The following is a 25,536-nucleotide window of genomic DNA, read 5'->3' as shown; positions in this document are numbered from 1 at the left end:
GCGCAATAAAAATGGATAAACTAATAAAAGATAGTATTAATAAAGGAATTACATATCATAAATATAACAAGCTGATAGAGAAGCTTGTTATTAAAGAACAAACAACCGGAAAGGAACAGACAGATGTCCGAATAAACTTTACCAGGCTGAATGCCAGCAGAATGAAAAGATTAGATAAAACTATTGTACTTACAGAAACAGAAATTAATGCTTTCAAAAAAACATCTGAAAAACAAACATGGCTGATTCTTATAGAAAGTTGGTGTGCAGATGGGGCACAAACAATTCCTGTTCTTAATAAAATAGCAGAGGCAGTACCTAGTATCGATTTAAAAATAGTACTTAGAGATGAGAATATCGAGCTCATGAATCAATTTTTAACCAATGGAACTCAATCTATACCGAAACTCATTATTACAAATCCGCACAATCAAGTCTTACATGTCTGGGGACCTCGGTCAAAAGCTGCAACAGAATTGGTAACAGCATACAAAAAAGAACATGGCGAAATAGATGATATAGCTAAAAAAAATCTTCAAATCTGGTACAATAAAGATAAAGGGAAATCAATAATAAAAGATTTATTAGAGCTACACTAACTGCCTATATAACCAATGCGAAAGTAGTAGGCTTTTCATATTTATTATTTTTTCACACAAACCATGGCAAGTCTTTAAGTGAAAAAACCTGAAAATGTAAAAGCTGGAAGTATAAAGTATACAGCAAGCCTAAAGGACTCCTCTATGAGTGATATCTATATCAAATCTGCACACACCTTTATTTTTCTTGCAGAATTAACAACATCAAAGCAAGCCCGAGAGGTATGCTCCCAAAAACATATTCCAAATTTAACACAAATAACTTATAATCAATACATTAACAAAAAATTAAAATTATAATTAATATTATTTTTTATAAAGAATGACAAATATCATATATCAATAGGCGTCAAATATGCATTTTTGTATAAAAGATAAAAAGGTCTTTTAATATTTAATAAAAATCATTACTACAATGGATACTAAATTTAAAAAGCTAAGTATACCGGCATTAGGTCTACTACTACTCTTAGGAATTTCTTCTTGTTTCAAAGAAAAGGGTGAAACAAAAAACTATTACAGTCCAGAAACTATTCCTGTTGATAGTGAAATGATTGCCGAATTAACATCTCCCCCAAATGTTCCTAAACCTACTGGAAAAAGGAAAGCAAAAAAGCTTATTGTAAACATGGAAATATTGGAAAAAGAAGGAGAAATGACCGATGGAGTAAAATATATATACTGGACCTTTGGCGGATCGGTTCCCGGAAGTTTTATACGAACCAAAATTGGTGATGAAGTAGAATTTCATTTAAAAAACCACCCTGATAACAAACTACCTCATAATATAGACCTGCATGCAGTTACAGGACCAGGAGGAGGTGCTACATCTTCTTTTATATCTCCCGGGCATGAGGCAAAATTTTCATTTAAAGTGATTAATCCCGGACTGTATGTATATCACTGTGCCACTGCGCCTGTGGGAATGCATATAGCAAACGGTATGTATGGGCTGATCCTGGTAGAACCAGAAGAAGGTTTGCCCGATGTAGACAAAGAGTACTACGTTATGCAAGGTGATTTTTATACCAAAGGAGAAAACGGTGATAGAGGATTACAGCCTTTTGATATGAAAAAAGCAGTAGATGAAGATGCGGATTACGTAGTTTTTAATGGTAAAGTAGGATCATTAACCGGGGATAATGCAATCACAGCCAATGTAGGAGAAACGGTACGTCTGTATGTTGGAAATGGAGGTCCCAACTTAGTATCCTCTTTTCATGTAATCGGCGAAATATTTGACACAGTACACGTTGAAGGAGGTGATTTTATTAATAAAAATGTACAAACTACCTTAATTCCCGCAGGTGGTGCTGCCATAGTAGAATTTAAAGTAGATGTCCCCGGAACTTTTATTCTGGTAGATCACTCTATTTTTAGAGCATTCAACAAAGGGGCTCTCGGGATGCTTAAAGTACAAGGAGAAGAAAATAAAACCATCTACTCAGGAAAACAAGAAGAAGGTATTTATCAACCAGAAGGAGGAGGAATCCAGGAAATGCCATCAGAAAAAGGTGTGGCAGATGCGAAAACCACTACTACTTTTAAAGAAAAAATGGAGTATGGTAAAGACAGGTATATGCAAACCTGCTTTGCTTGCCATCAAGCCGAAGGGCAAGGAATACCTAATGCCTTCCCCCCGTTGGCAAAATCTGATTACCTAAATGCTGATATAAACCGTGCCATCGATATTGTATTGCATGGAAAAACAGGTGAAATCACAGTAAACGGAGAAAAATATAATAGTGTAATGACCAAGCAAGATTTAACAGACGAAGAAGTAGCTAATGTTCTTACATATATATATAATAGTTGGGGAAATTCTAAAAAAGAAGTTACTCCGGAAATGGTAGCCAGCAGAAGAAATATTCACTAAACCAAAAAGAAACAAATGAACCCTTTATTAAAAACAATATCCCTTCTTATTCTTTGCTTTGCATTAACACATAATGTAGTTGCACAAAACCAGGATATGGTTATTGTTAAAGGGGGAGTATATATTCCTTTGTACGGGATAGATTCAACCGCAATAAAAATAGATTCCTTTTTAATGGATATCTATCCCGTATCTAATTCCATGTTTTCAATATTTCTACAAAAATATCCTGAATGGAAGCGAAATACAGTAAAAAGGTTATTTGCAGATAAAAACTATTTGATGTTATGGGAAACAAATGACAATCCGGGAAACCTGCTACTCCCCAATGCCCCGGTAACCAACGTTTCCTGGTTTGCTGCAAAAAAATATTGTGAATGTCTGGGCAAAAGACTACCAACCGTAGATGAATGGGAATATGCAGCTATGGCTGATGAACATACCGCAGATGCCAGAAAAAAAGAAACTTATAATCAATATATACTGGATTGGTATGAATCCCCAAAATCTTTTAATAATGTAATAGGATCAACATTCAAAAACTATTGGGGTATATACGATTTGCACGGATTGGTCTGGGAATGGACCATGGATTTTAATTCTGTGCTTATCTCGGGAGAATCTCGTAAAGATGTAGATAAAGACAGTAACCTGTTTTGTGGCAGTGCCGCAGTAGGTGCATCTGATTTGATGAACTATGCCGCATTTATGAGATATGCATTCAGAGGAAGTGTAAAAGCCCGGTATGCAATAAAAAATTTAGGGTTCAGATGCGCCAAAGATTTATAAACCGTGCACAAACAACGCTGTTAAATTACATAAAAATGAAAAATAAAATTGCACTACTATTAGTAGTAATACTGTCCTGTTCTTGTATGCAAGAAAAAAAGCAAGAAGAACCTATTGCCATAAAAACAGAAAAAAAGAATCAACCTATTTCTGAGCTATCGATCTATAACCTCCCATCGGTTTGGACAACACAACATAATAACGAAATCGAGCTTAAAGAGTTAAAAGGAAACGTTTTGGTAATGGTAATGATCTATACATCTTGCAAAGCTGCCTGCCCCAGGTTGGTTGCCGATATGAGAAGTATCGAAGCCCAAATACCCGAAACCAAAAAGAAAAATGTAAAACTAATCCTGGTAAGTATTGATCCGGAAACAGATACCCCAAAACGTTTAAAAAAATTCTCTGTAGAAAATGATATGGATTCAGATTCGTGGATATTTCTTAGAGGATCCAAAGAAGATACCCAAGAATTTGCAGCAGTATTAGCTGTAAACTATAAAAAAATATCCCCAATGGATTTTTCTCACTCTAATATCATAAGTGTTTTTGATCAAAAAGGAGAGTTGGTACACCAACAAGAAGGTTTGGGAGTAAATAACAAAGAAACAGTTGCAAAAATTATAGAACTAGCACATTAATGTATAAAAGAAGAAAAAAATGACTATCTCAGAACATAAAACAGTAGCAGAAATTGTAACCGAAAACATCAAAACCGCGCATATTTTTAAAAAATATGGTATTGATTTTTGTTGTGGTGGAGGTGTATCTGTCAAAAATGCTTGTATAGATAAAAATGTTGACTATAAGATTTTAGAAAAAGAATTATCCTCGGTTAATCTGGATATTAAAAATGCATACGATTATAATAGTTGGGATCTAAATTTTCTGATTCACCATATTGTTAACATTCATCATAAATATGTTGAAGAAAACATCCCATTATTGTTGCAATACACTAACAGGGTGGCAAAAGTTCATGGAGCTCATTATAGTGAAGTAGTAGCTATAGAAGCATTATTTGCTGAAGTTGCTCAGGAACTATCTTCCCACATGAAAAAAGAAGAAAATGTTCTTTTTCCGTATATAACAGAATTGATCAATGCCGAAAAGAACGACACTGCCCTACCACTATCTCATTTTGGAACTATCAAAAACCCTATACAGATGATGGAGTATGAACATGAAAATGCCGGAGATATTTTTAAAAAAATAGCACAATTAAGTAATAATTATACTCCGCCAGAAGGAGCTTGTAATACCTTTAAAGCATTATATTCAAAACTAGATGAATTTGAACAGGATTTGCACCATCATATACACTTAGAAAATAATATTCTTCATCCTAAAGCAATAAAATTAGAACAGAAAATGAAATCTTGATCCAAATACCATTCAACACAGGTCGAACTGAGATCAATAAACAAAAAAAGTTTTTAATTCAATATAAAGAGCTATCCTATTGCAAAAAGGTGGCTCTTTTTACCTTCTATAACAAAAAAAATAAAAAGAAATCTTCTTAACCATATAAAACAAAGAGGTCTGTACCAAAATATTCGCTTTATTTGTATTGGTTTCTATTTTACAGATGGTATATCTTAAAAAACATATCCATATTGCATTAGGATACTTCCTTATCATTGCCTTGTTAGGATTAATATTAAGGCTATTTACTGTTATGGTAATTCCTGCAAATTACAAATATATTGTACATGCACATTCTCATATCGCCTTATTGGGATGGGCATATACTGCATTAACCACATTGATTTACAAAATTTACCTGGCAAAAAAAGAAATTTCAAGAACTTATAAAATTATATTCTGTAGCACACAAGTAACCATAATCGGTATGCTTGTTACATTCCCTTTTACAGGATATGCCCTGTTTTCAATTATCTTTTCTACCTTATTCTTACTCACCTCCTATTGGTTTGTTTGGTTCTTTATTACCCATACTACCAAAAAACAAAAAAGTACCCTTTCGTACATCTATATTCGTACTTCTCTCTATTACATGGTATTATCCAGTATTGGTCCGTGGGCTTTGGGAGCTATTATGAATACTTTGGGAAATACTTCTATCTGGTATAAAATCGCTATCTATTTTTATCTTCATTTTCAATATAACGGTTGGTATACCATAGCTCTGTTTGGTGTGTTTTTTTATATACTCGAACAAAACAACCTTCTCATTTCCAAAATAAAATCAAAAAAATTATACTTCGCTCTACAAACAGGAATCTTATTTTCTTTCTTTTTATCTGTTTTATGGGCAGAACCTCATCCTGTTTTTTATATACTTGGGGGAGCCGGCGCTATATTTCAAATCATAGCATATTACATTGTAGTAAAAATTGGTTTAGAATATCAATTCATATTATATAAACATCTTACCTGTATAGAAAAAACACTTCTTAAAATAGTATTGGTTCTTTTGGGGTTTAAAATTGCATTGCAGGCAATCTCTGCCATTCCTTATTTTTCTAAACTGGCCTATAGCATCCCGGATTTTGTGATAGGGTACCTTCATCTAACTTTTCTTGGAGTCGTAAGCTTGTGTATTTTTGCTTTTCTTGGCCATCTACAGCTACTTAGGCTATCCAAAGTTTCAGTACTACTATTTCTTATAGGTTTTTTTGGGTCAGAACTCCTTATTATATACAAGGGATTAGCCACTTGGTTACAATTTTCTTTATTTCCATACTACTTCATATCCCTGGCAGTTATATCTAGTTTTATGATAATCGCTATACTTCATCTGCTACTCTGTCAAACAAAACCAAAGCACTTATTAATTCGTACAAAAACAGCAAAAAAATAATAAAAGACTATTTTATCCTTAATTATGATTTTAATCATATTTTAAAAAAAGAATAGCTTATACATTTGCTCTTTAATCTAATATACCCTTGCCTGTACAAATTTTAATAACAAGGGTATCTATAGCTAATTTTATACAATAAACAGATGAACAAATTTGGTAAAATCATTGTCTTGTTAAACATCCTTGTATTACTAAGCTGCGGAGGCAAACAAGAAAAAAAAGAACAAATAACGATAGGAAAAAAGAGCGCTACAGAGCAATCCGAATCTGAAAAACCCAAGGTTGTGACCACAACTCCTGCTTCAACAAAAATAGATCTGGAAAGCAAAGGGATTGGTCCGGTCACATCTGTAGAACTGCCTGCAGAGATAGATCAAACAATGGCTCTAAAAGGGCAGGATATATTTAAAAAAATGTGCATGGCCTGCCATAAACCTACACAAAAATTTATTGGCCCTGCTCCTGCCGGAATATTAAACCGAAGATCTCCTGAGTGGGTTATGAATATGATCCTGAACCCGACAGAAATGGTAGAAAAGGATCCATTGGCAAAAGAATTATTGATGGAGTTTAACGGTTCGCCAATGGCAAACCAAGGTTTAACACAAGAAGATGCCAGAGCTGTGTTGGAGTATTTTAGAACACTATAACACCATAATCATGAAGCCTGTATTATTTATATACGCATTAATAACTTTTGCCTTTATTGGATGTAAAGATAAAAACCTGCAAAAAGAAACTTTGACAGCACCAAAAGAAGTTAAAGAATTACAGAACACACAGGGTCAAGCGTTTATAAAAGATGATGAAGCTATCCCCAATGTATTAAACATTGCTATTGGCTCTAAGGATCATACTATATTGGTTGCTGCGGTGCAAGCCGCAGAGTTAGAAAACGCTTTGGTAAACGCCGGACCCTTAATGGTTTTTGCCCCTACCGATGATGCCTTTAATGCTTTGCCAAAGGGTACCCTTGAAACTTTGCTTAAACCAGAAAACAAAGCACAATTGGCACATATCCTCAAAAATCATGTTACCCCCGGTAATTACACCAAAGATTTTTTAAAAAAATTTAAAAAATTAGGACAAGCCAATAATACTTATATACCTGTAGATGTAAAAGGAGAAGATGTCTACATAGGAGGAGCTAAAATCCTGGCTAGTATAAAGGCAGGAAATGGTATTGTACATCTGGTAGATAAAGTTATTCTTCCAACTAACTAAATTTGAAAAAAGTCATGAAAAAATCATATAATCTATTTTTCCTTTTAATGGCTACCACCCTTATGGTAACCAATTGCACCAAGACCGGTTCTACATCAGAAAGAAGTGGGGCCCTTAATTCTTCGGCAGCAGAAAAAGTATATGTAGCACCTGGAGAACACGATGAGTTTTATGCTTTTATCTCTGGTGGTTTTAGTGGTCAGTTATCGGTATATGGGCTTCCTTCGGGGAGATTGTTTAAAATAATCCCGGTATTCTCACAAGACGCAGAAAAAGCATGGGGATATAATGAAGAGACCAAGCCTATGCTTAATACCTCCTATGGTTTTATTCCATGGGATGACTCTCATCACCCTGATATTTCGCAAACAGCAGGTGAAATCGATGGCAGATACGTATTTATTAATGCTAATAATACCCCACGTATTGCAAAAATAGATCTTACTACTTTTGAAACTACAGAGATTATCGAAATCCCTAATAGTGCAGGTAATCATAGCTCGTCATTTGTAACAGAAAACTCAGAATATGTCGTGGCCGGAACCCGATTTTCTGTACCTGTGCCTCAAAAAGATATACCTATCAAAGAATATAAAGGCAACTTTAAGGGCGCTTTATCATTTATAAGTATAGCACCTACAGACGGGGCAATGAATCTGGAGTTTCAAATTTTAATGCCTGGTTTTAATTACGACTTATCACACCCCGGTCGTGGTAAATCCCACGGATGGTTCTTTTTTACTACCTATAATACAGAAGAAGCCAATACATTGCTAGAGGTAAATGCTTCGCAAAACGACAAAGATTTTATTGCTGCTGTAAACTGGAAAAAAGCAGAAGAATATATCAAAGCGGGAAAATTTAAAACCGTCCCTGCAAATTATGCGCATAATGTATATGATGAGCATACCCATACCGCCACCTCTACTATGAAAAAAGAGGTTAAGATATTAGATCCGGCAGAATGCCCCGGATTAGTATATCTGCTGCCAACGCCAAAATCCCCCCACGGGTGTGATGTAGACCCCAGTGGAGAATATATTGTGGGCAACGGTAAATTATCTGCTAATCTTACTGTGCATTCGTTTACAAAAATGATGTCTGCTATCGAAAACAATAAAATAGACGGAGAAGCGTATGGTATCCCGATTCTTAAATTTGAAGATGTACTGGCAGGAGTCGTAGAACAGCCCGGGTTAGGCCCTTTACACACAGAGTTTGACGGAAAAGGAAATGCATATACTACCTTCTTTATTTCTTCTGAAGTTGTAAAATGGAAATTAGAAACCTGGGAAGTAATAGATAGAAAACCTACCTACTACTCTGTTGGACATTTAATGATCCCGGGAGGAAACTCTGCAAAACCATTTGGCAAGTATGTATTAGCAATGAACAAGATTACCAAGGATAGATATTTACCAACAGGGCCAGAGGTTACCCAATCTGCACAATTGTATGACATTACCGGAGAAAAAATGGAGTTATTATTAGATTTTCCTACCGTAGGAGAACCCCATTATGCAGCCGGATGCCCCGCAGATCTTATAAAACCAAAATCAAAAAAAATCTTTAAGCTCGAAGAAAACAAGCATAAATATGCTGCCAAATCTGATGAGGACACCAAAGTGGTACGAGAAGGAAATGAAGTTCATGTATATATGACTATGATAAGAAGCCACTTTTCTCCGGATAATATCGAAGGTATTAAAGTTGGTGACAAAGTATATTTTCATATCACCAATTTAGAGCAAGATTATGATGTCCCTCACGGTGTTAGTATGATTGGGGCAAATACCTCTGAGCTGTTGATTATGCCCGGACAGACAGAAACTTTTGTCTGGTATCCGGAGCAAGTAGGAGTCTGGCCTTTCTATTGTACAGATTTTTGTTCTGCACTACATCAAGAAATGCAAGGATATGTAAGAGTATCTCCAAAGGATTCAGATATTGCGTTGAGCTGGTCTTTGGGAGAAGATTAAACCCAATAATTAACACTATAAAGCGGGTGATATTAATATACCATCCGCTTTTAAAACCTTATTGGCATGCAAAAATCAAAATTAATTATGATTCTGGGAGCGCTATTAATAATAGCATTATTTATGTTTCCTTTATGGAACATCACTCTGGAAGCCCCCCAATACCCTACTCCATTAGGAATGGATATCTATATCAATGATTTTAGTGATACACATCCGCATGATATCAAAAACATCAACCTGATGAATCATTATGTAGGTATGCAGTATATTCCTGAAACTATCCCGGAGTTTAAAATTTTTCCCTGGGTTATTGGTATCATGGCTGCATTGGGAGTTTGTATTGGCCTTTTTGCAAATTACAAATGGTACTTAGGATGGTTTGCCCTCATGTCTGTTCTTGCCGCAGCTGGTATTTATGATTTTTATCTATGGGAACATGATTACGGGCATAACTTAGATCCCAAAGCTATTCTTAAGTTTACCAATCCCGATGGTACGGTTATGGGATTTCAACCCCCATTATTTGGTTCTAAAGATATCCTTAATTTCAAAGCACATTCCTACCCCCAAACAGGTTCTTATTTTTTGGCCCTTGGTATGGCACTCACCTTTATAGCTTATATATTAGGAAAAAAAGAAAGCAGAAAACATATATTCATTTCAAAAAATAAAATGAAATCTATATTTACCCTATTTGGCCTTGCACTGGTATTTATTTCTTGTAACACAGGACCAACAGCTATTGATTACGGGATCGATGGTTGTCATTATTGTGAAATGACCATTGTTGATAAATTACATGCCGCAGAAATAGTCACCAAAAAAGGGAAAGTATATAAATTTGATGCTACCGAGTGCATGATTAACAATCTAAAAGATATAGATACCACCACAATCGACATTTACCTCTCTACCGATTATAACGACCCAAAAACATTAACCGATGCTACCAAAGCAACTTTTTTAATCAGTAAAGAAATTCCAAGTCCTATGGGTGCCTATCTTTCTGCTTTTAAACATAAAGAAGATGCCCTAATCAAACAAAAAGAAAAAGGTGGTAAACTATATACCTGGCATGAACTATTAGCAAAAATCAATTATTCTGGTCAAAGCAAACCTTAAAAGGCTTTGCAAAAAATTTTTCTTTTATTTCGAGATAACCCCCTTAATATAGCATTAAACCCTTCAATGCGGGTTAAACAAATAAAACTAATACAATTATGGGATTAAAATGGATCATATTTATACATATTATCTCTGCTACTATATGGACAGGCGGGCACTTGATACTATCCCTGGCATATCTGCCAAAAGCAATAAAGCACAATGATTTTGGTATTATCGAATCGTTTGAGTCTAAGTATGAATCTATTGGTATACCCTCTCTTGTTATATTGGTGATCACCGGCATATATATCACAACGGTATATGCGCCTGGCTTGTTGGATTTTGATTTTAGCGATCATTATACCAAACATATAACCATAAAACTGGGGCTGCTGCTATGTACGATCGCTTTGGCTATTCATGCCCGATTCTTTTTGATCCCAAAAAGGAAACTCAAACCACTTGCCTTTCATATTATTGCCGTAACAATAATCTCTGTACTCTTTGTCTTTACAGGATTCAGTGCACGTAGCGGAGGGCTTTTATAAATAACAAACTACCAGATGTACAAAAGGTGTAAAAAGTTTTTTTTTACTATAATCATTATAGGAATACATGTTACTGCTACGTATGGTAATATCTTAACCGTATGCAAAACCTGTACCCATAAATCTATAATCCAAACCGTAAAAGCATCTATTGCTCATGATACTATTATAATACAAAAGGGTATATACAAAGAATATAATATACTTATTGACAAACCCTTAACTATTATAGGAAATAATTACCCTACTATAGACGGGGAACGGCAGGGAGAAATTATTACTATTGTATCTGACCATGTTACCATAGATGGATTATTTATCATTAATGTAGGTACCAGCTATACCGAAGACTATGCAGCTATAAGAGTAAAAAAAAGCAAAAATTTTGTGATCCAAAATGTGGTACTCGAAAAATTGTTCTTTGGTATTTATCTTGAAAAAGCAAGAAATGGTAAAATCTACCATAACAAAATTATTGGTGATGCCATAGAAGAGTACAACTCTGGCAATGGAATCCAGTTATGGTACAGTAAAAATATCACAATAGAACATAATTTTGTACAAAGAGTGCGGGATGGGATTTACCTCGAATTTTCTGACGATTGCAGCATTATAAACAACGTTAGTTCTCATAATATACGATACGGACTTCATTTTATGTTTTCTAATAACGATATATACAAAGACAATACCTTCGAAAAAAATGGTGCTGGTGTAGCTGTTATGTTTTCTAAAAAGATAAAAATGTACCATAATATTTTTAAAGAAAACTGGGGTTCTGCATCTTATGGAATGTTGCTAAAAGAAATAAACGATGCAGAGATTGCAGAAAACACTTTCGAGCAAAATACTATTGGCATTAATATCGAAGGGTCTAACCGCATACAATACAACAAAAACAACTTTATCAATAACGGGTGGGCCATAAAAGTTCGTGGTGCTTGCTATACCAATACTTTTGTGCAAAATAATTTTTTAAACAACTCTTTTGATATTTCTTATAACAGTAAGCTAAACGACAATATATTTGATCGTAATTATTGGAGCAAATATACCGGCTATGATTTAAACAAAGACGGTATCGGGGATGTCCCTTATCGTCCGGTAAAATTATTTTCGTATATCGTAAACCGTACTCCCGAAACCATTATCTTATTGCGTAGCCTGTTTATCGATCTTATCGATTTTTCTGAAAAAGTATCCCCTGTATTTACACCCGACAAATTATTGGATCATCACCCTTTAATACATAAAATAGAATGGTAACTATAGAGAACCTGCACAAAACGTTTCAAAAAAACAAAGTATTAACCGGGGTGGATCTTACTATAAACAACGGTGGTATCTTTGCTATACTTGGTCCTAACGGATCTGGAAAAACCACCTTGATAAAAAGTATACTTGGCATGGTAGTCCCTACACAGGGATCCATTTGGATTATGGGCGAAAACATTAAAAATAACTGGCAATACCGAAAAAAAATCGACTACCTGCCCCAGATTGCCAATTTTCCCAATAACCTTAAAGTAAAAGAGCTTTTTAAAATGATCAAGGATATAAGAGGTTATACCAATGCCGATCAGGAGCTCATAGAACTTTTTAAACTAGCTCCTTTTTTAAACAAAAAACTAGGCAATCTTTCTGGCGGCACCAAACAAAAGGTAAATATTGTGCTCACTTTTATGTTTAACAGCCCCATCCTTATCCTTGACGAACCTACAGCCGGACTGGACCCCATTTCATTGATCCGATTAAAAGAACTGATCAGAAAAGAAAAAACCAACGGAAAAACCATTTTGATTACCTCACATATTATGAGTTTTGTGGAAGAGATTTCTGATGAAATTGTATTCCTGTTAGAAGGAAAAATATATTTCAGAGGGAACATAGCAAAGCTAAAAGCTCAAACCAAACAATCTGATTTTGAATATGCCATTGCATCTATATTAAAAAACAGTTATGCTTAAAATATTAAAATATAGTTTTTATGATTTAATGCGCAGCCGCTGGAGTTATGTCTATTTTTTATTCTATCTGCTATTGGGCACCGTATTGCTTTTTCTTAATAATGATCTGTCTAAAGCCATTATTACACTTATGAATGTAATCATTGTTCTCGTACCCCTTATAGGAACCATTTTTGGGGTCATGTACTATTATAATTCTAAAGAATTTACCGAACTATTACTGGCACAACCCCTAAAAAGGAACTCCATATTTTTGGGGCAATACCTTGGAGTATCCCTATCGCTTACCATGAGTCTGGTTCTGGGTATTGGGATTCCGTTTATTGTATATGGGATTTTTAAATCTGATAGTATCTGGAATTTTTCTGTGCTGCTTACCACAGGAGCGTTCCTTACCTTTATTTTTACCGCTATAGCTTTTAACATATCTCTTTCTAACGAGAACAAAATTAAAGGATTTGGGTATGCCGTATTATTATGGCTTTTTTTGGCAATTATCTATGATGGTATTTTCTTGATGTCCTTAATATTTTTTGAAGATTATCCGCTAGACAAATTATCCCTATTTGGCACAATGTTAAACCCTATAGACCTGTCCCGAACCCTGATTTTATTAAAACTGGATATCTCGGCATTATTAGGATATACAGGAGCAGTTTTTAAAAAATTCTTTGGTACTGGTTTAGGGTTAGTCGTTTCATTGCTTATGTTGTTGGTTTGGATTATGATCCCAATACTCAGGATTATAATAAAATCCAAAAAGAAAGACTTTTAACCCGTAGCTCAAACCCTAATTAAAAGCTCCCAAAGGCACGTTTTATCCACTACAAACCTTTCTGAAAGAGGTTGGGATCCCATACCACCATGGTAGTACCTCTTTATCCAGATACTACCAACCCCTAATGTGTAGAACTAAAAAAACCGTTCATTATCTATTGAAAATGAACGGTTTGTACTGGTCGGGATGACAGGATTTGAACCTGCGACCACACGGCCCCCAGCCGTGTACGCTAACCGGACTGCGCCACATCCCGAAAAAATAAGAGTGCAAATATAATAATCTTATGATTAAATCGAAGAATTATTATTCTGTTCTAGAATTTTTATCATTTTAAATGACTTTAATAAATGAAAAAGTCCTGGCAAAATTACGGATCCCCCAATTATAAGAGATATCCCCAATGCTTTAATAACGCTATCTGGTGCTATATTTTCTATCAAACTCACACTACTGTTGGTTGTTATTATAATGTCTGGAAAATGAGCAACCAAAGCTGCTAATAAAATTAAAAAAACTTGTGCACCTGCCAAAGACCTGCTCCATACTGTATTTCCATTTTTGATCATTCTTCTTAAAGGGTACAATAATACTCCCGAAAGCGCAACAGCTATAATTGCAAAAGGATTTTTTATAAAATCCTCTACAAACACGTTTCCAGAGATGTATCCATACCCAAAAGTTATTATTCCGGTAAGCACTACAGTTATAGTAGCAATAATAGATTTTCTTACATAAATCCTTACATTTTCCCCCACAGATTCTCCTATTAATAAAACAGAGGATAAAAATGCACAGAGGGCAGCAAAAAATAACCCCACCAATATACTAAACAAGTTACACCAAGGCATTATAAAGGCTTGGTAAAAAGTTAAGGTACTTATATCCTCTGTAATATTAATTTTACCACTAATCAATGCCCCAAATACAATTCCTAAAAATATGGGGGTAATTAAACTGGATACCATAAACATACCATCATACAGTTTTTGAGAATTATCTATAACAGCGTCGTAATGTCTAAAAACAAAAGCTACCCCTCTTAATGTTACCCCTAGCAAAACAATAGTTAAAGGAATATGTAAATGCACTACCATAATATTATAATACACAGGAAATGCTATCCATAAGATTACTATTAAAATGATGATCCAAATATGGTTCGCTTCCCATACTGGTCCCATTACACGATAGATTGTTTTTTTTGTGATTTTTTGATTTTCTTCTGAAGAAAAAAGTTCTACAATACCGGCCCCATAATCAGCTCCTCCCAAAAGCACATAAAGATACAGAGAGAATATCAAAAAAAATAATACCACATACAACATATTCTAAGAATTTGAATTATTTAAAACTTTTATCTGTCTAATCATCAACCATGTAACCGCTACAGACAAAGACAGGTATACTATTATATACATATAAAAGCTGAACACGATACCCGGCATTGGTGTTACTGCATCTTTCGTTTTCATTATTTTATGAATAATCCAGGGTTGCCTCCCAACCTCTGTAACTATCCATCCTGCTTCTAAAGCTATAAACCCCAAAGGAGCCAATAGCACAAACAACAACCAGTACTTTTTATTGTTAAACCACTTTTTCTTTTTTAATGAAATAAAATAAAATAATCCTGCAAAAAGCAATAACGTACCTATGCCTACCATAATTTGAAATGCATAGTGTACTATTGGAACATTTGGACGTTCCTCTTCAGGAAAATCATTTAGTCCTTTTACTTCGGCATCAAAATCTGCAAAAGCCAGAAAAGATAACATCCCCGGAATAGCTATTTTATAATTTACTTCTTGTGTTTCTGCATTTACAATTCCGCCAATATAAAGAGGCACTTTTTTTTCTGTATTATAATGTGCTTCCATTGCAGCTAATTTTACGGGTTGCCTTTTTGCTATATCCTTGGCAGATATATCCCCGCTAATTGGTTGTAAAATAGCCGCTATTGCCCCAAATGTTATTGCTATTTTAAACGCTTTTTTATGCAATTCTACTTTTCTTTGTTTATACACCTGGTAAGCATGAATACCTGCTACTGCAAAGCTTGTAGCTGTAAAAGCTGCTAATGTCATGTGCAAAGCCTGTGTAAACCATGCGGGATTAAGCATTGCTTTAACGGGGTCTATATTCAAAAATTTTCCGTCTATATAATCAAAACCTACAGGAGCGTTCATCCATCCATTTGCTGCCACGACCAAAATCCCTGATGCTACACCAGAAACCCCGATTATAACCCCTGTGATCCAATGAAATTTTTCTGGCAGCTTATTCCATCCATATAAATAAAACCCCAGGGCTATTGCTTCTACAAAAAAGGCTGCCCCTTCTAATGAAAATGGCATTCCTATTATAGGACCTGCATGTTTCATAAACTCTGGCCATAACAATCCCAGTTCAAAAGACAATGCAGTACCAGAAACCGCTCCGGTTACAAAAAAAATAGCAACTCCTTTTTGCCATGATTTTGTTAAAGTTAAATATATCTTATCCCGGGTTTTTAACCACTTATAATGAGATACTACCATAAAAAAAGGCATGACCATACCAATGCAGGCAAAAACAATATGAAATATTAGTGTAAATGCCATTTGGAGTCTTGCCGCATCAAGATTTTCCATAGATAAGATTTAAAGAAGAAGTTGGATTCAAATATTGAGCTATAAAGATACGTTGTCAAGCTGGTTTTACGAAGAAATAATGATTTTTTTGGATGTATTTATAAAAAATAATAATAAATAAAAAGGAGAGTGCCTTTTTGTTTGTTTTTATTGTGACCAATCTATATAATGAGTAATAATGTCATGCAAAAAAAATCTATCTTTCCAGAGTATAATAGCTGGCAAAAAAATAAAGAAAAAATTATAGTTTTTATTATTACCTAAATGAAATCATTTGTATATATTTGCACTCTCAAAATGATAATCATATTCGGGGTGTAGCGTAGCCCGGTTATCGCGCCGCGTTTGGGACGCGGAGGTCGCAGGTTCGAATCCTGCCACCCCGACAAAAATGAATACCAATAGAAACTAAAACCTTGTAAATTGTATGATTTACAGGGTTTTATGGTTTTTAGACTATCATAAGGATTGAATTAATATAGTTTAATTCGGTTCACAGTTTCAAAACACAAAAAGTGGGAACCGAATAGATGATTAAAACACTGTAATTAAAATAGTTGATTTGACTTTCGTCTTGAACAAATGTTTAACTAAAAGACGACAACTATGCAATCACAAACCACCTTTACCCTGTCATTTTGGGTTAATGCTACACGTGTTAAAAACAACCAAGTTTCAGTTTTTACCAGAGTAACTGTAAACGGTAAGCGCGCAAATATCAGTTTACAAAGAAAAGTAGTTCTTTCTGAATAGGATTCTAATAAAGGAAGAGCCTAGAGGAAACAAACAAGGATCTAGATTGCTCAACAGATATTTAGACCAGGTTAAAAATAGAATTTATGAAGCTCACGATGACCTTAAAGAAAAAGCTTTTATATGTGTTCAATCTATTAAGGCAAGGTTTCTGGGAGAAGATAATGAAGAATATTCTTTACTTACATTAATTGATTACCACAACATCCACAAATGAGTGAATCTTTAAGCTATGGTACATTAAAGAACTATTTCACTACTAAAAAATATATTAAGCCATTTTTAACTAAAATAAAATTCAAGGCTACTTACATTAAAAATGAACGTAAGTTTTTAAGTGAAGGTGAATTACAAATTATTATCGAAAAAAAAATTGATATAGAAAGACTGGATCTCGTTAAAGATTTGTTTATTTTCAGTTGCTATACAGGTTTATCATATATTGATGTAATGAACCTCAACGAAGATAATATCACTTTCAGTATTAATGGTGCAAATGGGTAATCACTATTAGACAAAAAATGCATAACAAAGTAAAAATTCTGTTACTTCCAATTGCTGAAGAATTAATTCAGAAATACAAAGGGCATATTAAAACCAGAGAAACAAAAAACTTATTCCCTAATATTTCAAATCAGAAGTTAAACTCATATTTAAAAGAAATAGCAGATTTATACGGTATAAAAAAGAACCTTACTTTTCATATTGCCAGACATAAAAAAAACGAAAAATCGTATAACATTTAGTCCGTTAAGACAGGCATTCAAAATACAGGTCTTAGGTTACTGTAAAAGCTACTTGTTTAGCCAAGCTTTAAACTCTGCTGCTTTATTCTTACTAATAATAATATCAGCATCAGTTTTTGGTAAAACGTCTATTTTTAACTGACTATTTCCATATCTTATAATTTTATCAATAGCATTAATTGATAGAATATATTGTCTATTTGCCCTAAAAAATAATGTTTTATTTAAACTATTATACAGTTCATCAAGACTACTATTACTTGTTGATTTTTTTCCATCTAAACTAACTACATAAGTAATTGTATTTTCTGTATAGATATATGCTATTTGTTCAATTAAAAGAGGTAATAATTCATTTTTAGAATAGGTCAATATTCTATGCTTATCAGAACTCTCATTTTCAGTTGAGTTAACCGATTCTTCAGATTTAATTTTGGTTTTATAATTTACTAAATCAAGATTTAATTTAGAAAGACTTAATACTTCGTCCGAAAGTTCTTCATTCTTTAATTCTAATCTATTTTCATAGCTGCTTCCTATTAGTCTTACAGTGAAGAATGAAAGAACAACAATTAAGGTTCCGGTTATAGCATAGACTATGATAAATTTGTTTTTTAACTCACTAATTAGTTCTTTAATTTTATGAGTGTTAGCGTGCGCAGCTACAATCCAATCAGTATTCTTAACCGGGTATACATATATAATTTCTGATTCTCTATTTTCTTCATTAAAAGTTCTAATTCCCCCACCTTCTTTTTTGTTTTTTAGATAATAATAAAAATCTTTTGACGTAGCATCATCATTAATTGTTGAAATAAAAGATTCTTCAGGAGCTGCATATTTTCCTATTCTTTCAAGGTTTGGGTGGCAAATCTCTTTTCCAGACCAATCAAACATACAAATAAAACCAGTTTCTTTGTCTGTGTTTTCTATACTCTTTTGAATATTATCAATGACGTCTTTTTCAGGAATACCACTATTTAATTGAGATGAAATCATATAAGAAAACTCTTTGGCTTCTCTTTTACTAGATTCCATTTGTATTTCTAAAAGTTGCTCAGTATTTACATCTATAAGATAGTTCATACTGTAATAACCAACTAAGTAAACAATAAAAAGTAAAGATGTAAAAGTGAATAAATAAAGCTTGTCTTTTCTCATTTTAGAAAATCAAATTGTAATAATTTGTAATAATTCCTTCTCTACAAATTTAGTTATTCATAATAAACCAAATGTTCTCAAAAATTATTATTTCAATAATTTTTCAGCTCTTTTTTTTCCTTTTCAACCTCTTATTTTTCCCTCTTATAAAGATTTATAGTGTATAGGCTCTGTGTAATTGCTTGATTTGCTGAAAATTTCAAAACAATTAACATTTAAAAAACAATGAAAAATTTAATTACAAAAAGTGCCTTTTTTTTTATGTCATTGATGGTTTTACTACAAGGATGTAGTAGTGATGATGACAATACATATGTTGATCCGGAACCTAGTGGACCAAAAGTTCAGTTGTCAACGGATGCTCAATTAGGCAGCATTCTAACAGATTCAGATGGTAATACCCTTTACTTCTTTTCTAAAGATACTAAAGACACATCTGTTTGTTTAGGTGGGTGTGTAGATATCTGGCCAATATTTTATTCTGATAACCTAACGGTAGGTTCAGGTTTAAATGCTGCAGATTTTGCTACCATTACACGTACAGATGGTCAATTACAAACAACTTACAAAGGATGGCCATTATATTATTTTTCAAGTGATAACACTGCAGGGGATACCAACGGAGAAGATGTAAACAATGTTTGGTACGTAGCTAAGCCAGACTACTCACTTATGTATGCTAAAGCACAATTAGTTGGTCACGATGGTAATAACTATACAAGTAATTACACCATAGGTGATGGAGAAACAAGTTATATTGTTGATATCGAAGGCAGAACATTATACACCTTCAGGAACGATACAAACAATACCAATAATTTCACCAACCCAGACTTTTCAAATAATGGTGTTTGGCCAATTGCTGAAATTACATTAGACCAAATACCAAGTATTTTAAACAATGGTGACTTTGGAACAATCGATGTTTATGGCAGAACTCAATTAACCTACAAAGGATGGCCACTATACTACTTTGGTCAAGATTTAGAAAGAGGGGACAATAAAGGAGTTAGTTTTCCAGCACCAGGTGTTTGGCCAATTGCTAATGTAAATACAACTACGGCATCAAATTAGATTAATAGCAGTTTCATTTTGAGTGACAACAATAAAAAACATTTAATACACAATGCAATTTATAAATATGAAGAAATTATTGATAGGAATAATATTGATTATTACAATTATAATAATTGGATATCAATTTAGAGAAGTAGTTCCTAACCCTGAAGTGACTTCTGATTTTACAGAAGCTTCAACTGAAGTAAGGGAAATTATAAGGACTTCATGTTATGATTGTCACTCAAATGAAACTAAAATATCTTTTTACAATAAGATTCCTTTTATAGCTGAAATGGTAAGGAAGGATGTAACAGAAGGAAGGGCTAAACTAAATTTTTCTGAATGGGATAAATATTCAGAAAAAGAAAAAAAGACTATTCTTTATAACATTTTAACTAAGGTTAAAAAGAATATAATGCCACCTAAAAGCTATTCATTTATACATCCTGAAGCAGAAATTAATAAAAAAGAATTAGCTGCTCTGGAAACATACATTAAAGGTCTAGATAAAGATTTAGAAATAAAGGATTCTGGAGCAAACGAATTAGATTTCGAAAGCGATTATAATAAATGGGTAGATAATCAAGGAAAAAAGAAAATAGTCAAAAATGCACCAAACGGTATTGAATTCCCTAATGATTATAGAAGTTGGCAAGTCGTAAGTAGCTCTTTTCGAAAAGATCATAATTCTTTACGTGTGATTTTAGGTAATGATATTGCAATAAATGCAATTAAAGAAAACAAGATAAACCCATGGCCAGATGGTGCCATTTTAGGTAAAGTTGTTTGGAACCAAAGATCAGATGAAAATTGGGAAGCTGCTGTTGTACCATCAACTTTCATTCATGCAGAATTTATGTTTAGAGATTCGAATAAATATAAAGATACCAAAGGCTGGGGTTGGGCTAGATGGGTTGATCAGGAGTTGAAACCTTTTGGTAAAGATTCAAACTTCTCTCAAAGCTGCATCGAATGTCATGTTCCGGTAAAAGACAGGGATTATGTATTTACCACACCTTCCATTTTTCCTTAATAAAAAAATGTTTGATTAGTAGTTTGTTAATTGTTAACAGGAAGATATTAACGATTATATCTTCCTGTTATATTAATCCAAGAAAAATGAAAAATAATTTTTTTTTAAAAAGTTTAATGTTAATAATATCATGTGTTATTGTCTCTTCTTGTGAAAATTATGTTGAAGAAGACTTTCAAGAATTAGTTCAAGACTGTGACCCAAACACATCATTTATTAACCAAGTCAAACCAATAATAAACAACAATTGTGTAAGCTGTCATAACGGTAATCAATTTCCTGATTTAAGAACATACAATGGTGTTAGCACTAATTCAGAAATAGTGAAAGAACAAATTGTCAATAGAACAATGCCAATCGGTGGTTCTTTAACAAATGAGGAAATTGATTTAATAACATGTTGGATTGAAAATGGTTCGCTAAATAATTAATCATATGAAACCTTCATTACGGCGCAAATTAATTATAAAGGAACCCGTCACAAAAGGGGATGAATAAGTAAACAAAAAAATCCGTCTTTTTGTATTGTCAAACCAAAAAAGACGGATCATGAAAAAAGACACAGTTGCTTTTGAGCAAGTTGTATCCCGTGGATGTGGGATGGATGTCCACAAAGAGATTGTAGTAGTAACCATCCAAGGCAAAGGTATAAAAACGATGACAAAAAGTTTCCATACCTATACAAGTTCTTTGGTAAAATTGAGGGATTGGTTGGTCAAACATAAAGTTACCCACATAGCCATGGAAAGCACAGGGGTTTATTGGAAGCCTGTTTATAATGTTTTGGGCGATGATTTTGAGGTTCTGCTGGTCAATGCCAGGCATGTAAAGAATGTTCCTGGTCATAAGACAGATAAAAAGGACAGTAGGTGGCTTTGCAAACTTCTATTGAGTGGTTTGTTAAAGGGCAGTTACATTCCAGACCGTCAGATCAGGGAGCTACGGGATTTGACCCGTTACAGGGTCAAGTTGGTCCAAATGGTGGGTGCAGAGAAGAATCGTTTTCAAAGAATATTGGAAGATGCCAACATCAAGTTGTCCGTTGTGTTGAGCGATACCTTTTGCAAAACAGGGGTAAAAATGCTAGGGGTTATTGTCAACCAAAAGGAATATGACCCCAAGCAATTGTTAAGCATGGTTCATGGGCGTGTTAAGGCAAATCGCAAAGATATACAAGAGGCACTTAAGGGATATGTTACCGACCACCATAGATTGATGCTACAGCTGATTTGGGGCAATATGCAACGATTGGAAACCACCTTGCAAGAAGTAGATGCTGCCATAGAAGATGCTATCGAACCAATGGGTATTGAATTAGATCTGTTACAACAAATCCCGGGAGTTGGTAGAAATGGGGCCATTGGCATTATCGCAGAAATTGGTGTGGACATGGAGCAGTTCCCGGATCAAAAACATCTGGCCTCTTGGGCAGGGATGTGCCCTGGCAGCAATCAAAGTGCAGGGAAAAACAAGAGTGGCAGGATCACTTATGGTAACAAATACCTCCGTTCTACTTTAGTAGAATTAGGTTGGGCAGCATCCAGGACAAAAGACACTTATTATGGTCAAAAGTTTAAAAGTATGGTCGGTAGACGTGGCAAAAAGAAAACCATTATAGCCCTAGGACATAAGATCCTGATTGCCTGCTATCATATCATCAAAGACAAAGTAGACTATAAAGAATTAGGCCCAGGCTATCTCAACAATTTTAGAAGGGACAAATTGGTGGCCTACTATAAAAAACAATTAGAAAACCTTGGGGAGCAAACGATCCAAGTAGTATAAAAAATAAATACAAGGTCGATTTTTACTGTTGGGAAAACCACGAGGATGAAACTGACCTTATCAGTTAAGCACAAAAGAGTATTGCCTAGAGCATGTGTGTGAAAATTTTACCTAGAAGGTGTCCTTAACTGATAATTATATAAAAAACTAAAAAACAAATGTTTAACTTAAATTTATTCGTGTGAAACTAACTAAACGAAAAAAAATAGGATTTACACTTCTATTCATTGGGGTGTTGATTATATCCTTAGCGCTTAGTCAGTATTATAAGCCACATGTAAATGTTTATAATACTAATCCAGATATTATTACAAATGCTACTGATTTATTGTATGAATTTGAGAATGATGAAGAGGTGGCTAATAAAAAGTTTTTAGATAAGATTATTCAAGTAAATGGACAGATATTAAAAGTAGAGGCTTCAGAGAATAACGACATCATATTAACTCTCAAAAATCAAAAAGATGGTTTAGGAACTGTTATTTGTAATCTATCAACAAAAGAAAACAAGAAGTTAATAAATCTTAAAGAAGGTCAAATTGTTAGTGTCAAAGGTATCTGTACAGGGTACTTAATGGATGTTATTTTGGTCAGATGTAACGTTGTAAATAATTAAATAAAATGAAATATATTTTATCAGTATTAGTATGTTTTTTACTAATAACCAATTTAAAAGCACAAGATAGGCACCTAACAAAGCAAGGTACAATATCATTCTTTTCTCATTCACCTGCAGAAGACATTGAAGCTGTTAACAATCAAGTATTAAGTATTGTTGACTTAGAAACAGGTGATGTCGCTATTTCAGTATTAATGAAATCTTTTATGTTCGAAAAATCCTTAATGCAAGAACATTTTAATGAGAATTATGTAGAATCAGATAAGTTTCCTAAAGCAAAATTTAAAGGTAAAATTCTTGATTTTGAAAATTTAGAAAACAAAAACAAAGTATCAATTCAAGGAGATTTAACTATACATGGTATAACTAAAGAAGTTAAGGTTGATGCAAATGTTGAGATTGATAAAGATAGTCTTGTCTTAAATGGAGTATTTACTGTTTTAGTAGCTGATTATGAAATCAAAATTCCTTCCGTAGTTAAAAACAACATAGCCAAAACCATTGAAATTACATTCACCCTGAACCATAAAAAATATAATTAATTATGAAAAATATTTTAATAATAGTTTTATTGTTTTCATTTAATGGTCTTTTTTCTCAGGACCTAATGGATGTACTTGATAATGAAACACCAAAACATAAAGAGTTTGTATCATCTACATTTAAGGGAACAAGAATACTAAATGGACACTCGATAGAAAACAGAAAAAAAGGAACATTAGAGTTTTTAATTTCCCATAGATTTGGTAGAGTTAATCAAGGAATTGATGAATTATTTGGATTAGATCAATCTAATATTCGATTCGCATTTGAATATGGACTATCCGATAGATTAATGTTGGGTTTAGGTAGGAGTTCATTTAAAAAAACCTATGATGGGTTTTTTAAATATCAATTAGTTAGGCAAACAAGAGGAGATAACACTTTTCCTTTAAGTATCTCTTTATTTGGTAGTGCTATTTATAAAACACTAAAAGATTACGATCCAGAAAACAAACCAGATTTTAATACAAAACTCGCATACACATCACAGGTATTAATTGCAAGTAAGATAAACAATTCTTTATCTCTACAAATTACACCGACTTATATACATAATAACTCGGTCAGATCTGGTCAAGACCCACATGATATTTTTGCTGTTGGATTTGGGAATCGTGTTAAGCTTAGTAATAGAGTGACTTTAAATGCTGAATATTTTTATACAGTTAATCCATTAAAATCAATAAACACAAAAAATACATTGGCTATTGGTGTAGATATAGAAACAGGAGGCCATGTATTTCAACTCATTTTGTCTAATTCAATTACAATGATTGAAAGAGACTTTATTACTGAAACTACAAATGATTTTTTTGAGGGAGGAATTCATTTTGGTTTCAATATTTCAAGAGCATTTCAAACAGGGGGAAAAAAGAGAAAGAAAGATTTTTAGATTAATTAATTGAAATGCGATTAAATACTGGGTGAATTTGAGAGGCGACTAAAAATCTTTTGAATATCACCCAGTTGTTTTTAAAACAATAAAAAATGTTTAAAAAATTATTTAAGGTAAACGGACAAGAAGATATTGATGATTTTATGTTGATGGTTGATACAACTTATCACAAGTACTCAGATATAACTAGGAAAGAATTTTTTGCAAAAAACGGCAAAAAAATATTTAAAACTAATAATTCTGATAAGTTCGAATTTGAGATTATAAATCAATCACTAAACAAAATCAAAAACTTATACTTTACAGATTTGTTTAAAGTAGATACTCAAATTTTGGATACAGATTTTGATTTGTCTGTAATTAAAATAAAGCATAATTTTTTCAATCAAAAAGGAGAATTGTGCACAATTTTAAATTGTAATATTCATTGGTATGTTAAAGTCATGTCATATTGAAAATTTGACACCTTTTGTATTTGTTTTAGGGTTTGGAAAAGAAAATTATAAGAATTGGTAAAGAGTTTGAAATAGAAATTACAATTAATAAAGCAGAAGAGGAAATAAACCACTATGGATTGGAAATCCATAGTTTTAAACAAAAGAATGAAATTCT

General features: G+C 33.4%; 30 protein-coding genes and 2 tRNA genes. 28 read left to right on the top strand and 4 right to left on the bottom strand.

Annotation, left to right across the window (positions count from 1 at the left end; translation table 11 throughout):
* Positions 1 to 11: 11 nt before the first annotated feature.
* The 15 genes from ACZIYX_RS17345 to ACZIYX_RS17275 all read left to right on the top strand — a co-directional run bounded on the left by ACZIYX_RS17345 (position 12) and on the right by ACZIYX_RS17275 (position 13,694).
* Entirely contained in the window at positions 12 to 599 is a 588-nt protein-coding gene (locus tag ACZIYX_RS17345) for a thioredoxin family protein (protein WP_462683516.1), read from the top strand.
* A 78-nt stretch (positions 600 to 677) separates the two neighbouring features.
* Entirely contained in the window at positions 678 to 899 is a 222-nt protein-coding gene (locus ACZIYX_RS17340; protein WP_462683515.1) for a hypothetical protein, read from the top strand.
* A gap of 115 nt (positions 900 to 1,014) precedes the next feature.
* Positions 1,015 to 2,475, top strand: coding sequence for a copper-containing nitrite reductase (nirK, locus tag ACZIYX_RS17335; RefSeq protein WP_462683514.1), 1,461 nt, complete (start codon positions 1,015 to 1,017; stop codon positions 2,473 to 2,475).
* 15 nt (positions 2,476 to 2,490) lie between these two features.
* Positions 2,491 to 3,264: a formylglycine-generating enzyme family protein gene (locus tag ACZIYX_RS17330; protein WP_462683513.1), complete on the top strand. Its 774-nt coding sequence runs from the start codon at positions 2,491 to 2,493 to the stop codon at positions 3,262 to 3,264.
* A 35-nt stretch (positions 3,265 to 3,299) separates the two neighbouring features.
* Positions 3,300 to 3,905: an SCO family protein gene (locus tag ACZIYX_RS17325; RefSeq protein WP_462683512.1), complete on the top strand. Its 606-nt coding sequence runs from the start codon at positions 3,300 to 3,302 to the stop codon at positions 3,903 to 3,905.
* Between the two features lie 19 nt (positions 3,906 to 3,924).
* Positions 3,925 to 4,647, top strand: a complete 723-nt coding sequence (gene ric / locus ACZIYX_RS17320) for an iron-sulfur cluster repair di-iron protein (protein ID WP_462683511.1) — start codon at positions 3,925 to 3,927, stop codon at positions 4,645 to 4,647.
* A gap of 205 nt (positions 4,648 to 4,852) precedes the next feature.
* Positions 4,853 to 6,088: a hypothetical protein gene (locus ACZIYX_RS17315; protein WP_462683510.1), complete on the top strand. Its 1,236-nt coding sequence runs from the start codon at positions 4,853 to 4,855 to the stop codon at positions 6,086 to 6,088.
* A gap of 146 nt (positions 6,089 to 6,234) precedes the next feature.
* On the top strand, positions 6,235 to 6,741 hold the full coding sequence (locus tag ACZIYX_RS17310; RefSeq protein WP_462683509.1) for a c-type cytochrome: 507 nt from the start codon (positions 6,235 to 6,237) through the stop codon (positions 6,739 to 6,741).
* 10 nt (positions 6,742 to 6,751) lie between these two features.
* Positions 6,752 to 7,315 (top strand): fasciclin domain-containing protein, encoded by a 564-nt coding sequence (locus tag ACZIYX_RS17305; protein WP_462683508.1) that lies wholly within the window; start codon positions 6,752 to 6,754, stop codon positions 7,313 to 7,315.
* Between the two features lie 14 nt (positions 7,316 to 7,329).
* On the top strand, positions 7,330 to 9,294 hold the full coding sequence (gene nosZ / locus ACZIYX_RS17300; protein WP_462683507.1) for a Sec-dependent nitrous-oxide reductase: 1,965 nt from the start codon (positions 7,330 to 7,332) through the stop codon (positions 9,292 to 9,294).
* A gap of 66 nt (positions 9,295 to 9,360) precedes the next feature.
* The gene (locus ACZIYX_RS17295) at positions 9,361 to 10,419 is read left to right on the top strand and encodes a nitrous oxide reductase accessory protein NosL (RefSeq protein WP_462683506.1); all 1,059 of its coding nucleotides are present in this window, start codon (positions 9,361 to 9,363) and stop codon (positions 10,417 to 10,419) included.
* A gap of 98 nt (positions 10,420 to 10,517) precedes the next feature.
* A complete protein-coding gene (locus tag ACZIYX_RS17290; protein ID WP_462683505.1) occupies positions 10,518 to 10,952 on the top strand; it encodes a CopD family protein in 435 nt (144 codons plus the stop codon).
* 15 nt (positions 10,953 to 10,967) lie between these two features.
* Positions 10,968 to 12,218, top strand: coding sequence for a nitrous oxide reductase family maturation protein NosD (locus tag ACZIYX_RS17285; RefSeq protein WP_462683504.1), 1,251 nt, complete (start codon positions 10,968 to 10,970; stop codon positions 12,216 to 12,218).
* Entirely contained in the window at positions 12,212 to 12,919 is a 708-nt protein-coding gene (locus ACZIYX_RS17280; RefSeq protein WP_462683503.1) for an ABC transporter ATP-binding protein, read from the top strand. The genes ACZIYX_RS17285 and ACZIYX_RS17280 overlap by 7 nt, the downstream gene beginning before the upstream one ends.
* A complete protein-coding gene (locus ACZIYX_RS17275; protein WP_462683502.1) occupies positions 12,912 to 13,694 on the top strand; it encodes an ABC transporter permease in 783 nt (260 codons plus the stop codon). Before ACZIYX_RS17280 ends, ACZIYX_RS17275 begins: the two co-directional genes overlap by 8 nt.
* Before the next feature lie 181 nt (positions 13,695 to 13,875).
* On the opposite strand, the gene ACZIYX_RS17270 is transcribed toward ACZIYX_RS17275, so the two are convergent.
* From ACZIYX_RS17270 to ACZIYX_RS17260, 3 genes are all read right to left on the bottom strand, one after another.
* Positions 13,876 to 13,953 (bottom strand) — tRNA-Pro (locus ACZIYX_RS17270).
* Positions 13,954 to 13,987: 34 nt separating this feature from the next.
* The gene (locus ACZIYX_RS17265) at positions 13,988 to 15,025 is read right to left on the bottom strand and encodes a cytochrome d ubiquinol oxidase subunit II (protein WP_462683501.1); all 1,038 of its coding nucleotides are present in this window, start codon (positions 15,023 to 15,025) and stop codon (positions 13,988 to 13,990) included.
* 3 nt (positions 15,026 to 15,028) lie between these two features.
* Positions 15,029 to 16,330, bottom strand: a complete 1,302-nt coding sequence (locus tag ACZIYX_RS17260; protein WP_462683500.1) for a cytochrome ubiquinol oxidase subunit I — start codon at positions 16,328 to 16,330, stop codon at positions 15,029 to 15,031.
* 311 nt (positions 16,331 to 16,641) lie between these two features.
* Here ACZIYX_RS17260 and ACZIYX_RS17255 point away from each other — a divergent pair.
* The 5 genes from ACZIYX_RS17255 to ACZIYX_RS17235 all read left to right on the top strand — a co-directional run bounded on the left by ACZIYX_RS17255 (position 16,642) and on the right by ACZIYX_RS17235 (position 17,829).
* Positions 16,642 to 16,716 (top strand) — tRNA-Pro (locus ACZIYX_RS17255).
* Positions 16,717 to 16,936: 220 nt separating this feature from the next.
* Complete coding sequence (locus ACZIYX_RS17250) at positions 16,937 to 17,083, top strand: hypothetical protein (protein WP_462683499.1); 147 nt, start codon at positions 16,937 to 16,939, stop codon at positions 17,081 to 17,083.
* A gap of 46 nt (positions 17,084 to 17,129) precedes the next feature.
* The gene (locus ACZIYX_RS17245) at positions 17,130 to 17,300 is read left to right on the top strand and encodes a hypothetical protein (RefSeq protein WP_462683498.1); all 171 of its coding nucleotides are present in this window, start codon (positions 17,130 to 17,132) and stop codon (positions 17,298 to 17,300) included.
* Positions 17,297 to 17,587, top strand: a complete 291-nt coding sequence (locus ACZIYX_RS17240) for a hypothetical protein (protein WP_462683497.1) — start codon at positions 17,297 to 17,299, stop codon at positions 17,585 to 17,587. Before ACZIYX_RS17245 ends, ACZIYX_RS17240 begins: the two co-directional genes overlap by 4 nt.
* 17 nt (positions 17,588 to 17,604) lie before the next feature.
* Positions 17,605 to 17,829, top strand: coding sequence for a site-specific integrase (locus tag ACZIYX_RS17235; RefSeq protein WP_462683496.1), 225 nt, complete (start codon positions 17,605 to 17,607; stop codon positions 17,827 to 17,829).
* Positions 17,830 to 17,877: 48 nt separating this feature from the next.
* Here ACZIYX_RS17235 and ACZIYX_RS17230 read toward each other — a convergent pair whose 3' ends face one another.
* Positions 17,878 to 18,990, bottom strand: a complete 1,113-nt coding sequence (locus ACZIYX_RS17230; RefSeq protein ID WP_462683495.1) for a LytTR family transcriptional regulator DNA-binding domain-containing protein — start codon at positions 18,988 to 18,990, stop codon at positions 17,878 to 17,880.
* Between the two features lie 225 nt (positions 18,991 to 19,215).
* On the opposite strand from ACZIYX_RS17230, the gene ACZIYX_RS17225 reads away from it, so the two are divergent.
* The 8 genes from ACZIYX_RS17225 (at position 19,216) to ACZIYX_RS17190 (ending at position 25,379) form a co-directional block, all read left to right on the top strand.
* A complete protein-coding gene (locus ACZIYX_RS17225) occupies positions 19,216 to 20,064 on the top strand; it encodes a hypothetical protein (protein WP_462683494.1) in 849 nt (282 codons plus the stop codon).
* Between the two features lie 67 nt (positions 20,065 to 20,131).
* Positions 20,132 to 21,082: a cytochrome P460 family protein gene (locus ACZIYX_RS17220; RefSeq protein ID WP_462683493.1), complete on the top strand. Its 951-nt coding sequence runs from the start codon at positions 20,132 to 20,134 to the stop codon at positions 21,080 to 21,082.
* Between the two features lie 86 nt (positions 21,083 to 21,168).
* Positions 21,169 to 21,513, top strand: a complete 345-nt coding sequence (locus tag ACZIYX_RS17215; RefSeq protein ID WP_462683492.1) for a c-type cytochrome — start codon at positions 21,169 to 21,171, stop codon at positions 21,511 to 21,513.
* 118 nt (positions 21,514 to 21,631) lie between these two features.
* On the top strand, positions 21,632 to 22,867 hold the full coding sequence (locus tag ACZIYX_RS17210) for an IS110 family RNA-guided transposase (RefSeq protein WP_462683491.1): 1,236 nt from the start codon (positions 21,632 to 21,634) through the stop codon (positions 22,865 to 22,867).
* A gap of 181 nt (positions 22,868 to 23,048) precedes the next feature.
* Positions 23,049 to 23,483 (top strand): OB-fold protein, encoded by a 435-nt coding sequence (locus tag ACZIYX_RS17205; RefSeq protein ID WP_462683490.1) that lies wholly within the window; start codon positions 23,049 to 23,051, stop codon positions 23,481 to 23,483.
* Between the two features lie 5 nt (positions 23,484 to 23,488).
* Positions 23,489 to 24,028 (top strand): YceI family protein, encoded by a 540-nt coding sequence (locus tag ACZIYX_RS17200; RefSeq protein WP_462683489.1) that lies wholly within the window; start codon positions 23,489 to 23,491, stop codon positions 24,026 to 24,028.
* A gap of 2 nt (positions 24,029 to 24,030) precedes the next feature.
* The gene (locus tag ACZIYX_RS17195) at positions 24,031 to 24,921 is read left to right on the top strand and encodes a DUF5777 family beta-barrel protein (RefSeq protein WP_462683488.1); all 891 of its coding nucleotides are present in this window, start codon (positions 24,031 to 24,033) and stop codon (positions 24,919 to 24,921) included.
* Between the two features lie 95 nt (positions 24,922 to 25,016).
* Entirely contained in the window at positions 25,017 to 25,379 is a 363-nt protein-coding gene (locus tag ACZIYX_RS17190) for a hypothetical protein (RefSeq protein ID WP_462683487.1), read from the top strand.
* Positions 25,380 to 25,536: the final 157 nt, after the last annotated feature.

Source organism: Aquimarina sp. (assembly GCF_977115655.1).
Note: the sequence above shows the minus strand (reverse complement) of the source record. Positions and strands in the feature narration are given on the sequence as shown.

Coding starts and splice junctions, on each gene's coding strand:
- ACZIYX_RS17260 (WP_462683500.1), bottom strand. CDS start 16,330: ATGGAAAATCTTGATGCGGCAAGACTCCAAATGGCATTTACACTAATA.
- ACZIYX_RS17280 (WP_462683503.1), top strand. CDS start 12,212: ATGGTAACTATAGAGAACCTGCACAAAACGTTTCAAAAAAACAAAGTA.
- nirK (WP_462683514.1), top strand. CDS start 1,015: ATGGATACTAAATTTAAAAAGCTAAGTATACCGGCATTAGGTCTACTA.
- ACZIYX_RS17250 (WP_462683499.1), top strand. CDS start 16,937: ATGCAATCACAAACCACCTTTACCCTGTCATTTTGGGTTAATGCTACA.
- ACZIYX_RS17190 (WP_462683487.1), top strand. CDS start 25,017: ATGTTTAAAAAATTATTTAAGGTAAACGGACAAGAAGATATTGATGAT.
- ACZIYX_RS17275 (WP_462683502.1), top strand. CDS start 12,912: ATGCTTAAAATATTAAAATATAGTTTTTATGATTTAATGCGCAGCCGC.
- ACZIYX_RS17240 (WP_462683497.1), top strand. CDS start 17,297: ATGAGTGAATCTTTAAGCTATGGTACATTAAAGAACTATTTCACTACT.
- ACZIYX_RS17305 (WP_462683508.1), top strand. CDS start 6,752: ATGAAGCCTGTATTATTTATATACGCATTAATAACTTTTGCCTTTATT.
- ACZIYX_RS17235 (WP_462683496.1), top strand. CDS start 17,605: ATGCATAACAAAGTAAAAATTCTGTTACTTCCAATTGCTGAAGAATTA.
- ACZIYX_RS17310 (WP_462683509.1), top strand. CDS start 6,235: ATGAACAAATTTGGTAAAATCATTGTCTTGTTAAACATCCTTGTATTA.
- ACZIYX_RS17295 (WP_462683506.1), top strand. CDS start 9,361: ATGCAAAAATCAAAATTAATTATGATTCTGGGAGCGCTATTAATAATA.
- ACZIYX_RS17195 (WP_462683488.1), top strand. CDS start 24,031: ATGAAAAATATTTTAATAATAGTTTTATTGTTTTCATTTAATGGTCTT.
- ACZIYX_RS17315 (WP_462683510.1), top strand. CDS start 4,853: ATGGTATATCTTAAAAAACATATCCATATTGCATTAGGATACTTCCTT.
- ACZIYX_RS17330 (WP_462683513.1), top strand. CDS start 2,491: ATGAACCCTTTATTAAAAACAATATCCCTTCTTATTCTTTGCTTTGCA.
- ACZIYX_RS17290 (WP_462683505.1), top strand. CDS start 10,518: ATGGGATTAAAATGGATCATATTTATACATATTATCTCTGCTACTATA.
- ACZIYX_RS17225 (WP_462683494.1), top strand. CDS start 19,216: ATGAAAAATTTAATTACAAAAAGTGCCTTTTTTTTTATGTCATTGATG.
- ACZIYX_RS17325 (WP_462683512.1), top strand. CDS start 3,300: ATGAAAAATAAAATTGCACTACTATTAGTAGTAATACTGTCCTGTTCT.
- ACZIYX_RS17230 (WP_462683495.1), bottom strand. CDS start 18,990: ATGAGAAAAGACAAGCTTTATTTATTCACTTTTACATCTTTACTTTTT.
- ACZIYX_RS17220 (WP_462683493.1), top strand. CDS start 20,132: ATGAAGAAATTATTGATAGGAATAATATTGATTATTACAATTATAATA.
- nosZ (WP_462683507.1), top strand. CDS start 7,330: ATGAAAAAATCATATAATCTATTTTTCCTTTTAATGGCTACCACCCTT.
- ACZIYX_RS17200 (WP_462683489.1), top strand. CDS start 23,489: ATGAAATATATTTTATCAGTATTAGTATGTTTTTTACTAATAACCAAT.
- ACZIYX_RS17210 (WP_462683491.1), top strand. CDS start 21,632: ATGAAAAAAGACACAGTTGCTTTTGAGCAAGTTGTATCCCGTGGATGT.
- ACZIYX_RS17345 (WP_462683516.1), top strand. CDS start 12: ATGGATAAACTAATAAAAGATAGTATTAATAAAGGAATTACATATCAT.
- ACZIYX_RS17215 (WP_462683492.1), top strand. CDS start 21,169: ATGAAAAATAATTTTTTTTTAAAAAGTTTAATGTTAATAATATCATGT.
- ric (WP_462683511.1), top strand. CDS start 3,925: ATGACTATCTCAGAACATAAAACAGTAGCAGAAATTGTAACCGAAAAC.
- ACZIYX_RS17265 (WP_462683501.1), bottom strand. CDS start 15,025: ATGTTGTATGTGGTATTATTTTTTTTGATATTCTCTCTGTATCTTTAT.
- ACZIYX_RS17285 (WP_462683504.1), top strand. CDS start 10,968: ATGTACAAAAGGTGTAAAAAGTTTTTTTTTACTATAATCATTATAGGA.